The 12866-nt window shown below is 51.7% G+C and carries 7 protein-coding genes; 1 reads left to right on the top strand and 6 read right to left on the bottom strand.

All coding sequences use genetic code 11. The features are described 5' to 3' along the window. Positions 1 to 129 precede the first annotated feature (129 nt). The 3 genes from ACO6UY_RS22685 to ACO6UY_RS22695 all read right to left on the bottom strand — a co-directional run bounded on the left by ACO6UY_RS22685 (position 130) and on the right by ACO6UY_RS22695 (position 2614). Positions 130 to 504 (bottom strand): hypothetical protein, encoded by a 375-nt coding sequence (locus tag ACO6UY_RS22685; RefSeq protein ID WP_422491354.1) that lies wholly within the window; start codon positions 502 to 504, stop codon positions 130 to 132. A gap of 396 nt (positions 505 to 900) precedes the next feature. Continuing rightward, positions 901 to 1692 (bottom strand): PhzF family phenazine biosynthesis protein, encoded by a 792-nt coding sequence (locus tag ACO6UY_RS22690; RefSeq protein ID WP_422491356.1) that lies wholly within the window; start codon positions 1690 to 1692, stop codon positions 901 to 903. Positions 1693 to 2206: 514 nt separating this feature from the next. Next, positions 2207 to 2614 carry an NINE protein gene (locus ACO6UY_RS22695; RefSeq protein ID WP_101746164.1) on the bottom strand — a complete coding sequence of 136 codons (408 nt, stop codon included), beginning with the start codon at positions 2612 to 2614 and terminating at the stop codon, positions 2207 to 2209. 477 nt (positions 2615 to 3091) lie between these two features. Here ACO6UY_RS22695 and ACO6UY_RS22700 point away from each other — a divergent pair, with 477 nt between their 5' ends. Continuing rightward, positions 3092 to 3256: a hypothetical protein gene (locus ACO6UY_RS22700; RefSeq protein ID WP_422450698.1), complete on the top strand. Its 165-nt coding sequence runs from the start codon at positions 3092 to 3094 to the stop codon at positions 3254 to 3256. On the opposite strand, the gene ACO6UY_RS22705 is transcribed toward ACO6UY_RS22700, so the two are convergent. From ACO6UY_RS22705 to ACO6UY_RS22715, 3 genes are all read right to left on the bottom strand, one after another. Further along, positions 3250 to 6357, bottom strand: a complete 3108-nt coding sequence (locus tag ACO6UY_RS22705; RefSeq protein WP_422491358.1) for an LPD38 domain-containing protein — start codon at positions 6355 to 6357, stop codon at positions 3250 to 3252. The genes ACO6UY_RS22700 and ACO6UY_RS22705 overlap by 7 nt on opposite strands. 421 nt (positions 6358 to 6778) lie before the next feature. After that, positions 6779 to 10093, bottom strand: a complete 3315-nt coding sequence (locus ACO6UY_RS22710; RefSeq protein ID WP_422491361.1) for a JAB domain-containing protein — start codon at positions 10091 to 10093, stop codon at positions 6779 to 6781. Then, a partial coding sequence (locus tag ACO6UY_RS22715) for a hypothetical protein (RefSeq protein WP_422491360.1) occupies positions 10021 to 12866 on the bottom strand: 2846 nt, incomplete at its 5' end. The genes ACO6UY_RS22710 and ACO6UY_RS22715, both read right to left, overlap by 73 nt.

A 12866-nucleotide genomic window follows, 5' to 3' on the forward strand; every position in this document is an offset into this window, starting at 1 on the left:
TTTCACCATCATCGTTGAACCGCCCGGTGCGGACCCGCATGCCGGGTGCTGTGGGGAGGGTTGGAGAAAGACCAGCCCTTACCCGATTTAGCTGCGTGAACTTGCAATATTGTGCTTTATGCCAGCAGATTAACCCTTAGTAGATATTGATACATCAAGACTATAATGGCTATCCCAGCCATGAAGTTGCATTATGTTTATTAAGTGAGATTCAATTTCTTTTTTCAGTTCTTCAGGGGTTTGTTTGAAGCTGAAATACTGTGGTTTAAGGTTCATTGTATCTCGATATATTTTTATACGGATTGTATTCCCTGTTACCCAAGCTGAGGTGTCATATGACTTTTTGCCATTAACGTAATTGCCAATAACAAGACTTATGTAATCCTCTCTTTTTATCATTACAAGTTCATTATTGTGAGCTTTATTTTTCTGATAGTCACTTTCTGCGAATGAGAAAATTGACAAAAATAGTAGACCGAAGAATAATACTTTCTGATATTTCATTTTTATTTTTAGTTTCTTGATGAATTGTGTGATGATTTAATATTATTTCTTATCTCGCTCAGGGCTGTACTAACAAGCCCACCTCCGAGTACAGAGAAAAACAGCAATAGAGCATGACCTGTATATTCGAAGCTCGAACTATTTAAATTACTTCCCTGACGTATCGATTCAAGTGCTACTAACCCTCCATAAACTGTTAAGCAAATGGAACCGAAAAATAATATCCAGGAGCCTTGTCGAATTAGCATGTAGGCAATTCCAACCCCTGAAAAAAAACAAATCAAAAATATTGGCCAAAACATTGTTGCCTCGATTTATTGGAGCAGCTAACGCCTGCATAAGCGGCTGCGCGGCTAGCGCCGTCCGCTGGATGCTCTTGTTATGTGGCCGATGCGCTCAGATGCTGATGAAACCTTCGAGATAATGCACAGCTTTACCTGATATATAAACCCTATCTTCAGTTACGCGACAAGATACAACACCACCACGCTTTGATGCTTGATATGCAAGAAGTTGTGTTTTACCAAGCTGCTCTGACCAGTATGGGGCAAGACCAGTGTGGATTGACCCTGTAACTGGATCTTCATCGCCACCGTTTGCAGGCCAGAAATACCTTGATACAAAATCATACTCCTTTCCAGGAGCCGTAACTACAACATCGTATGGAGCGAGCTGTTCAAGTTTTTCTTTGTTTTGGGCTACATTGCGAACATCACTTTCATTCTCATAGACAGCAAAATATGCTTGACCGTTTAACAATACTTTTGACGGTTTGATCGATAATCCGTTAAGTAGCTCTGCTGGAACATTCTCAGGGATAGATGGTTTTCTGTTTGGGAAATTCATCTGAATATAACCATCGTCCGTTTTTGTGATGATCATTTTTCCAATTGCTTCAGCTGAAAATATTATCTCAGTGATTTCTGGATTGTCACTGAAAATAACTGAGGCTGATGCAAGCGTTGCATGACCACAAAAGTCAATTTCTGTAATCGGAGAGAACCACCGAATAGCGTAGCTTTCATCGCCTGCTTTAACCAAATATGCTGTTTCTGACAGATTATTCTCTGTGGCAATCGATTGCATCAACTCTTCAGATAGCCACTTTTCAGAGATGATGACAGCAGCTGAATTTCCTTTAAATCTTTCTTCTGCAAAAGCACCAACAATATTTATTCTTAACTTCATGTTTTTACTCTGGTGTTGACTTAGGCCACATAACAGTCGTTTACACCCGACCTTCACCACCCCTTGGTAACATTTTGATTTTAAACGATTAAAAATCGTGCCAACCATATATTCGAATAGAATATATGCTTCAAAATCAAATGATTACGTTATTTTGGTGGTGAAAGTGGGTTACACGAATCAGTTTCGCATAACATACTGTAGATTCGATATACGTACCAGCCGATACCCCCCCATACAGCGGGACTTACATAACGTTCTGCATTCTATAGGCTATATCTTCTGATTCGTATTTTGTAATTCGTATATTTTTCGGTCAAGCAACCCGTGTGATTAAAGATTGCTTTATTTTCATTCAAAACAACAGATTAACCATTCAGTTGATTTTCTGTATATACGAACTAACTTTTACTGCAGAAACCGCAGAAACCGGGGTCGAGTCTTGAATCTTGAACGAATCCAAGATTAAAAACCTGCCTCTAAATTCTTGCCCTAAAATTTTCAACCCACTTTTTCAGTTTTCTGATGCAGAACTATTCGCACTGTTTTTAATCGAGATCTGGTCGTTTAACGTCCAAAAATCGTAAATAACACCAAGACCAAGAAAGCCAATGGTAAACAGATACAAAATTCCCGATATCCATTTCCCCAGGTACATACGGTGAACGCCAAATACACCAAGGAATGCCAGCAATATCCATGTAACAGAGTAATCATACTGGCCACTATGGAAACGAAAATCCGCTTCCCGATCCATGGCCGGGATAAGGAAAAGATCGATCAGCCAGCCAATGCCAAAGAGACCAAGGGTGAGCAACCAGATAGTCCCTGTTACTGGTTTGCCATAATAAAAACGGTGGGCGCCAAGAAAACCGAAAATCCAAAGTACATAACCGATAACTTTACTATGGGTGTCGTTCATTTTAATTACCTGAACCATTGGGAAAACGATGGGGTCTTGGTTTTTACACACTACATTTTCTTGACCAGAAACAATCGGCTTTATGCTTGTCCTACCCAATGCCTTAAATCAAAAAAACATTGCAACACTTTCCTGATCCGCAACTACGCTACCGCCCACCCAGACATTTTCAGGAATAGTCGGGTAACGCCTTTTTTGAACGACACTCAATGTCTAGTTGCATAGGCATAAAATAGTACCATCGAACAGTTTACAGTGGTATTTGTTTGGCAGGATGCAGCCGATGCCCATATTTTACACTTCTTACACGGCCAATAATTACAATTACAATAAATGGACGTATATTACCCACTTTCACCACCAAAATAACGTAATCATCTGATTTTGAACCATATATTCTATTCGAATATATGGTTGGCACGATATTTAATCGTTTAAAATCAAAATGTTACCAAGGGGTGGTGAAGGTCGGATATTATGAACAAAAGGAACATTTGGCTCGCCAAGGTCTCTCAGCTGGTTTCTCTCCTCTTTCATGTTCTGCAGCTCTCACGGGATGAGTCTGAAGCGGTGATGACCTCCGTCAAAGGTACTCGCGATCAGGCATCCGAAGAGCAGGAGAAAAAACAGGCTGATCAGTGAAAGGGTTGCTGGTATCGCTTGACCGCATTCATTGATAACTGGTTGATCCGCTCGTGCAGAGTATTCAGTCGTTGCCGTTTAGTATCAGAGTTCATCGACCGGTCTTCCATCACCCGGCGCACTTCTTTTCTCAGCTTGTTTATCTCCCGATTCGCCTTCTGGAGTCCTGCTTTATGCTTCAGCTTTGCGGCGGCAGACTGCTCCTGATCTTTGGCTCGTTGGACTTCGCCGGATTCCTGGTAGCGTTTGATGCTGTTGGCGATCTCGTTAATGTCCACCGTCATCTCGTGCAGTTCATCGGTGTAACGGTTACGGTTGGTCACCTTGTCTCGCACAAAGCTGCCCAGTAATGGGTTGTCTTGCAGAGTGGGTGTTGGTTTGTCGGCAGCGCCCGTTGCTTTTCGGGTCATGGCATCGGCGGCCATCAGGGTATAACTGCCCAGCGACCCGAAATAGCCCCTGATCAGATGCTCCAGCTTTTTGGGGGAACGCATCCAGTCCGGCGCTTCTTCTGGTATCCACTGCACCAGCTCTTTCAGGGTGTCGCTGGTGTAAGGATCGTACTGTGCCTCTGGCTTCAGGTCCTGCAAGCGCATGGGGAGAATGGGCCGGTCACGGAAGCGGTCCCGGTTTTCGGACACTTCCCAGATTGGCTTGATGATTTGCGGGATGGGGTCAAGATTAAAGATATTCATCACCAGCCCGTACATCATATCCTTGGTCCACTTCATATCCTCATGGCCATCCAGGCTCTGGGTGATAATCTCCGGCAGGGTGGCAAAGATGGCGCCCACTTCGAAGGGCTTGGGTATCCGGTAATGGCCCTCCTTGCCTTCTCCGATCCAGAAGTGGTGATACCCCAGCTTGTCATCATTGGTCAGTTCTTTGTATCGGTCATCGTCCTCGTAGTGTTTCATCAATGCCCAGGCGGCCATGCCGTAAAGGAGGCCACGGAAAATCACCGAACCGGAAAAGGACGACAAATCCCAGGTATTACCCGGCTTGATGCCCCGCCACAGCCGGTTAACTCCCCGCCACAGCCGGTTAACTCCCTGCAACAGAGAGTTAAAAAACGGAATGGAGTTCACCATAAACCGGATCAATGGCCACTGGCCGCTGCGGGTGAAGTTCAATACATCCAGAGACTGGAAGGCTGCTTCGGCAGTGGAACCGCCCTGTTCGATGGCACGCTCATAGACGTGCAACCGGTTGGCGTTTTCAAAACGGGAACCGAACCCTTTCCACAAATCCCACAACTGTCCGGGGCGGTTAATGATTCGCTTCCGCTCTTCCGGTGACAGTTTTTTGCGGACATTATCCGAATTGATGGTGTAATAGCCGCTGCCGCTCATGCCGCCACCCATGGCCAGCGCCCAACGGGTTTCATCTTCCTTTAATGACTTTCGGAAACCTCTGACCGCACCGGCCACCGGATTCAGCCTCATTGGTTTGCCATTTACCTCCGGGGCAATATGCACCGCCGTGGACAGGGTATCCCTGAACAGGTTGCGCAGCCAAAAATCCGGCAGTGAGGTTACCCCTGTGGTGAGCACCTTGCGAGGGAACCCAATCAGCTTCTCAAAGGCGTTATGGACCGGTGCGCCCAGATCCTGAATGGCGGCATACAACAGTGGGTCTTTGGTCTGATAATATTCCAGCTTACCGTTAACCGATACGCTGATCACGCCATTGCCCGGTTCCACATAGGCGCGTAACAGGGCCTTCCAGCGACGCATTTGGGTCGGTGTCAGGTTAGTATCCAGCTCCATATCCCGCAGTCGTTCAACCACTTCCTGATCAGTCATGGTGAAAGCAGCTTCCACCTTTTCCAACGCACCCAGGCGCACCCCATCCTCCACAATGCGCTGTTGGGCAATGTTCTTGAAAGCGGCATCGATCATCGCTCGGGTATTACGAACCATCGCTTCCAGTGGTGCGATTTTTTCCACACCTCCGGTGAGTTTCCGGATGCCTGACTTCTGGCCGGATAATCCTCTTTTGATGCGGCTTCCATCCTGCTCCTTCGCTTCCAGGTCATGTACCCGATGGAAGGGCAGGTAGTCGTCGGTTTCAAACAGTTTGCGAACGTCCTTATCCAGCAGACCGGAAGCCTCCATAAAGTCCAGCAGGTCTTTATTGTGGGCCTGATAGCTGTCTTTTACTTTATTGAACCGGGCTTTCAACTGCGGCTGGGTGTCTACCCAGTTCTGGATGGTGTTTATCTTCTGTTCGTCGTACAGATTCTCGCTGCTCTGCTGATTCAGATCCTTACCCAGTTTCAGGTCTTTCTCCATCTGCTTGCGATCACGGTTCCAGGCAGAGCGCCCTCCTTGATACTCATCTGGAGCAATGGCATCCAGAGTCTCTTTCATGGCCTGCCCCCGGACCAGCAACTGATTGCCTTTGGCTCTGGCGGCCTTGTCTTCATCGATAATCCGCCTCGCCCGGATACTGCCTGCCCAGACCTCCTGGGTTTCCAGTTCGCCCCGCTCGGCCACCGGGGTAAACACCTCCACAATCCCCTGGCTGTTGGGCTTTATTATCACACTGCCGTCTTTCAGCATCGGCGTGCCTTTAAACAGCACCGCTTCTGTGACACTGTCCGAGTTCCGGCTCAGGTACGCTGCTTTGCTGGCGGACAGGGCAGCATCCAGCAACTTGCCATCATTCAACTGTTTTTCATTGTGCTCAACAATGGCAAAACGGTTCAATATTCCCTGATTGGCTTCTACCTGCCACCGCTGGATATGTTCAACCAGGGTGCGGGAATCCCACTGCTCTTTTAGCCGGTCCAGCTTACTTTTTGGATTGATACCGCCATGGATATCTTTGATCACTGACAGCACATCGTCGGGTATATCTTTCAGGGAAAAGAGCGGCTGGCCATCCTTCAGTACCGAGTCGCGCATTTTGTCGGTGACGGTCACGGACCACACCTTGTCCTGCTTATTCTCATAGGGATACTTTTCCTGATGGAACGCCATCTCAATGGGTTCCAGCTTCGCTCCCCATTTCCTGGTGTATTTCTTCATGTAATTGGCAAGGCGCTTGTCGTAGAACTCACGCATACCCTTGCCATCCATACCCACCACTTCATTCATACCTTCCAGGGTGAACTCTTCGCTATGCTCGGCAAATACCGTCTGATCAATCTGGTGAATCGCCTCAGCTTCGGAGTTGAAATACAGAAACTCATCATCCTGGGTGTATAGGGCATCGCCATTGGCAGCCCGAAGAAACCAGCGTTTCTGCTCATCGTCAGCATCCTGCTTTGCTGACCACTGGCTGCGCTCCTGTTTCAGCGTTTCATAAACGTCTCTGGTTTTCTCCCGGGCCAGTTCCGCCAGACGATGCCCGATATAAGTAGTTAACCAAATGAAATCATATATTTCTGACTAAGTGGGCAGTCACTCTGCGGCGTTGCAACTCCGGTCACATAGCTACGGCTATGCTCCCTACGTTGCGCCTTGCATAGTAACTGCCCACTTAGCCAGAAATATACGATTCCATTTGGCCAACTACTTAGTCTGCCAGTGACGACTCGGGTGCCACCATACTGCGGGTGACGCCATTGCGGTCTTTAGCTTCCAGCTCAAAATCTTGCACGACGCCTTCTTTATTCAGCCGGGGATATACCCGCAATTCCCGAACCACCTGACCCAGACCGGGATACCGTTCCACCTGTTGCATGGCACTGGTCCAGGCGATCCGGTCAAAGCCTTGTTCAGCAGCATGGCGGATCATCCGTTTCATAATCAGGTTGGGCCAGTTCTCTTTCAGCGGAGCGTCGGGCACCATACGGTGAATATTGGGTGCCTTGCCGCTATGGAGAGACTGGAGTTCTTGCTCCAGCGCTTTCAGTTCATCCAGTAACCGGGCCTTGCGATGGGTCAGTTCCTCAATGGTGCTGATGGTCTGATCGATTTCGGTTTGCAGTGTTTCCCTGAGTTCTTCATCACCCCAGTCATTCCAGCCTTCTTCATCCGACAGCCGTTCGTACAGTTCATCCCGTTTGTCTTTGGCCTGGTAAAGCCGGGTGACCACGGCCTGTTCTTCATCGGTCTTTTTGGCCTTCTCTTTTTTCAATTCTGCGATCCGGTTCCCATGTTGCTGATGTTGCCTCGCAGCTTCCGGAGTCTGATAGCCGATAGCCCGCCCGTCCTGATGCCAGTCGCTTTGCACCTCATCAATAAACAGGATCTTCTCGTTTCGCCCATGAATATTTTGATTAAACGACTGAAATCGTACATGAGCCAGCGGGTTCCGGTTTCTCTGGTCAGGGTCTGAGGGAATAATCGTGCGGTTGTCTTCCAGGGTAAGAATCAGTTCGGAGTAGTCTTCCCCTCCGGCCATGGTGTACTCCCGGTAACGGACACCGGCCTCATCACGAAGCTCAGCCTCCAGATCATCCCGGGCATCACTTTCCCGCTCATCTTCCCAGACGGCCAGTGCCGCTTCTTCTTTTTCCTGATAGCTGACGTGATCGGTGACCAGCTCTTTGCTGTCGGTATTTTCGATGCTGTTATTGGCTCTCCAGGTGGCTTCTTCATGGAGAGCAGATGCAATAAGATTGCCGTCCTCATCCAGCAGGCTTTCTATCTCATGGTCGTCCAGGGCTTCGTGCTCGTAGCGATCTTTCAGTTCGTCATAGTTGTATTCATATTCGCTGTCCCATAGCTCCTCCCTGGCAGTGTTCAGGGCGTTTTCTATTTCATCCAGATGGTAACCGTGCTCATAATCGCCGATACGCTCATTAATAAACCGTCGACGCATATCATCCAGACGCTCTTCCAGCTCTTCTTCATTGGCTGCGGTATTTGAAGTCGCCAGGTCTTCTGCGATGCTGACCTCATTCTCGCGGATAAACGACAGTACATCAGATTTACTGAGCTTTTCTCCTTGCTTGCTATCGAGCCATAGATCCAGACCCAGCCATCTGATCTCCTCATCCTGAACAAAGTCGCCTTTCTTGATGGCATTCAGCCAGCTCTGGGCAGGCAGCTTGTCCGACTTCACTGCGGCGGCACTGCGCTCTACGGCAGAGTAAAAAGTGGGCGCACGGCCAGCATCGTTATAGCGGTTGCCTTTCGGACCGTTGGGATTAAAGCTGCCATTTCGCTTCAGATGCCCACGGGCAGCACTGAGCAGCTCCACTGCATCGGCATCGGTCCACTTGATGTTGGGGAACAACCGGCGCAGGGCATTGCGGATCATGCTGACCACTTTGGTCAACAGGCCGTTTTTCGGGTCTTTCTCCGCCAGGTGTGCCAGGTATTCCTCGGCAACGATCCGGTTGGCTTCCACTTCGCTCTTGCCTTCCATCTGCCGGGCGTAGCGTTTGGCCAGTGCCTGCTTCAGCCGGTCGCTCATATCCCGGTGGATTTCATCGAGCACGGTATCCAGCCGCTTGCCCAGCAAACCACGGACGCCTTTATGGCCTACCAGTTCATGGAGGACGGTACGGGTTGCCTCGCCCACATTGTCCAGGTTGGCAGCGATCAGGTAGGTATCGCCCGAGTCCGGGTCAAACAGGCCCCGCACCCGGCCTTGTGCCTTGTCGCTGATGACTGTCTGGTAAAGGTGTGAGGGCAGTTCGGTTTCAGACTGCAATACATGGATGGCCTGACCCAGTTTCTGCTCCAGCGGCTTCAGCTTCAGCCGCAGTGGGCCGGACTGGATGCCTTTGGCGTTGGTGTCTTTGCGCAGGGCGTAGAAGGAGCCTCCCTCGTTCAGGTCGGGGAAGCCTTGTTCAGCGGCTGACTGGTAATCACCCTCCTTGCCGGTAAAGTGATCCAGCACATTAATCCGGTCGCCCCGGTTGAAAAAGTTGATCAGGTTCCGGGTGCCTTTCATGGCCAGTGGTGAACCACTGCTTTTCAGGATGACCGACGAACTGTTAGTGCTGTCCAGTGCCGTCATAATCCGGGCAGCCGCCGGGTTCCCCAGCCGCGCTCCCGGCGCTTGGTGGGATTTCCCCCGTCCCTGGGGGTTATCCGTAGGGTGTCGCAGGGTCTTCAGGTCGCTGTCCGACAATGGCAAGACGCCAGTGACATTGTATTTGCTGTCCAGCAACACCACGGCATTGCGACTGATCGTATCCAGAAAGGGCCGCACCGTTTCCGGTGAGCTGAAGTTGATGTGAGGCCGGTTAAAGCGCAGTCGCCGTTCGGTAATGGGGAATGCTTTATTGCGAGCCATGCGTTTAGGTGCCACCGTTCCCGTCTGCACCGTGCCATCGGCATCCATAATCCTGGCGTGGCCGGTGATACCCACCACAGCATGACCCATATTTATTATGCCACTGCCGTCCAGCACCTCGTTCAGGCTGTGGGTAATATGCACATCGGAGGTACTTGGCTCAGGATCACCGGACGGATGGTTATGGGCAAACCAGACGCTTTTGGCATCCGGTGTGGCAACCACTGCACCGGCCAGTGTCCAGGGTGACACGGAGGCAGAGGCTTTCTGCCCTTTGCTGTGCTTGATGACATTAATTACCTTGTCGTTGCCATCAAGCACAATGGCGTACATTTCCTCCTGCGCCAGCTTGCGGATCGGGGCGATAAAGTGGGCAAGGTCGTTGTGGGTGTGGATGGTGTCGGTGCCTGCCCTTATGGTGCCGGTTTCAACGTGCTTAACCAGAACACGCTGGTTCTCGATGATTTGCTGCTTGCGTTCTTCACCGGACAGATCAGGGGAGGCGAACAGGTCTTTCTGACCGGCGTCTTCCAGATTCGATTTTTTGCCACGGCGCTTACGTTCTTCTACTCCGCTTTGTTGTTCGTTTTCTCCGGCTCGGTATCTGCCCCCTGGTTCATCAATTTGTCGAAGTCGGATTGTGCCTTCAGTATCTTGTCCCTTGCTGCCTGCATCTGCTTCTTCTGCTCTGGAGTCAACAGATGCCCGTAGCGCAGATCGGATTTTGCCCAGGTTTCCAAGCAACCCACCAGATCATCAATGGTCTGCCGGATCAATATGGACTGCACGGTCTTCCTTGCCCACGGGGTATCGGCCAGCTTTTTCAACCGCGCGACAATACCGGCCTTATCCTCCCGGCCATCCAGATACCGCTTGACAGCCGCCCGTTCTGCACCGCCCAGACTCTTGATCCCAGGCACCGAATAGTGGGGTGCATTGCGGCTGTTGTATTTGCCTTTGCCTTCCTCAATCCCCGCAAAGTCATCATCCGTCCATTCATCACTGTCCAGGGTGCCATCATCAACGGCATCCAGCAGGTCGTCTACTTCATCCCTTTGGGCTTCTCTGGCAGACTCAGTTGCTCGCCCTGCGGGTTCTCCCGGTTCACCTTTTCCGTTGCTGCCTTCAGCATCTTGAACAGGTCCGGTTTGTTTGGCCTGTTTCGGGTCCTTGATCGGAGTGCTCTTGTCGCCATAGTCTCTCTCCAGTTGTTGGTTGGTCTGCTCGATCAGATTATTCAGCGTAGCCTCTTCGCTGCCAAACATATCCCCACCGGCCTGCCCCTGCTTCTGGAGGTACTGCTCAATCTGGCTGGCCAGCTCAGAGAGTGCCTGCCCCACCTGCTTTGACTTGTTCAGGTTGGCATCGAGCCAGCGGGCGAACAGTTCCGTTTCCGGGCTAAAACTGTCCAGCAGGGAACGCTGGTCCAGAATCTCGTCCACCGACTGGCCACGGTTGCGGCTGTCTTGCAGGATACGGCTGGCTTCCACCAGTGAATCAATAACACCATAGCCACCGAGCTCAGGATCTATACCCTTGGCCCTGGCAAAATGCGGTGCCGCCATAGCCAGCGACTTGATCAGGTTCTTCAGGTCCGGTTTGTCGTCCTCGGCAAATAGGCTGTTCAACCGTTCATCATCGTAGGCTTTCATAAACAGGGCCGACTCCACCCGGTCGCGCATCTGTTTATTCCAGTGACCCTCTCTGGTCTTCAGCTCTGCGGATTCGTCACCGAGCCGGTCAGCGAACCGGGCAAGAAAGGTGTCATTACTGCGGTGCAGCAAGTCGCCCGTGCCATCGGTATCGAAGTGGTTAAGGTCTTCCTGGGTAATACGGCTGGCGTCCAGCTTGGCTTTTTCCGCCGGGGACATCGTAGCGGTTTCGGGCTTATTGGCCTCCTTGGTAAAGGATACCCGGTCTTCGGTATCGAGCTTGCCCTGACGTTGGCGCACCAGTACCGGTTCTTTGAAGCCGTCAATAGCCTCCGGCTTCAGGCCAAAGGCCTCGGCGTTGTCCTTCAGGTACTGGCGGTAGGCTTCAGCCCGGTCCCCATAAAGGCGGTATGCCTTGCGGATCGCAGATACCCGGCCATTGCCGCTTTCCACCACCCGGTCACTGCCGATGATCGGCGCGCCACTGCTGGCCAGCGGGTTAGCGCCGAGTTTCTTCGGGTTCAGCTTGCTGGCAATGCCCCGGATCTGGGTTTCACTGGCCTGCCTTGCCCGATCCCTCGGTTGCAGTTCTGCCGGGTAGTCCGGGTTGACCCTGCCGGTGTCGTTATGACTGGTGATCAGGTCGGACTGTTCATAGAGGGCATACTGCGTGCTGACTTCCCGTTCATCGGCCATCACCGTTTCGTCGGCCTTGCCCAGTACCGGCTTTTTTCCAGAGGGCGTCCCCGACTTCTGCTGCGGAGTGAGTCGCATCCCTTCCTGCCGCTGGCGAGCCTCGATGGCCTGCACTTCCCGTTCAAAACGGATACCTTCCCCGCTTTCTACTATGGCCTTCAGGTTGGCCAATGCCTCTTGCATGGAGGTCGGCGTAAAGCCCCGGCCACCTTTACGGGCTTTCATTTCCAGATTGCGCTGGTTCTCGATCAGTCTGCGGACGCGGCGCTTCTTGCCGGTATCCCCTTTGCGCCAGTTGAACGAACGGAACAGGCGGTTCAGGCTGTTCATCCGTTCGGTGTAGCGGGTCAGGTCCTGATCGGGGTCGCCGGTGTACTCCGGGGAGCCAGGGTGCTGGCTGGGGGCCTTGTCGATCTGATCAGCACGGCGCTGCTGGCTGTCCTGCTGTGCTTGATCAGGATTGGCCGATACGTTGCCATGGCGGTTGCCGGTAAAGTCGGCTTGCGGATAATGGGGCAGGGCCTGTTGTCGGGGTTCGACTGGCGGAGACTTTTCTCTGGTGACTGTCCGGTTCTTCCAGCGGTGCTTCTCTGGTACCGGCTTCTGCTCCTGTTCAGGCATACCCACAGTGCGGGTATCCATTGGCTGCCTGCGCGGGTACTGCCCCTCCTGTCCCACGGTTCGCCCCTGCCACTGGCTCGGCTGCTCCATGTTGTTAGCAGGGTCGGCAGTCTCCACATAGCGTTGGCCAAACCGTACAGCCTCTGCCGGATTAACGGGTCGGTTGCGCTGCCAGGCTGGCTGGTCATAGTCACTGAAATCTTGTGGACGGGCACCCGGCATATCGGACACACCGCCACCACCGGGAGGATCATTCGGGTTATGGTCATCCCACCCTGTAGGAGCTTCCATTTTCGGATCGGGCGGGTGGTACTGCCCGGTCAATGGGTCCGTATAGCTCTGGTGATGATCTGCCCAGCCTTCCGGTGCGGCCTGTGCTTCGGCTTCGGCCTGCGGCACCTGCTCGCCATGATGCTGCAACCAGCTCTCCAGATTGGCAATGG

Origin of the sequence: Endozoicomonas sp. ALE010 (assembly GCF_049310165.1) — a bacterium.
Classification (GTDB): domain Bacteria; phylum Pseudomonadota; class Gammaproteobacteria; order Pseudomonadales; family Endozoicomonadaceae; genus Endozoicomonas.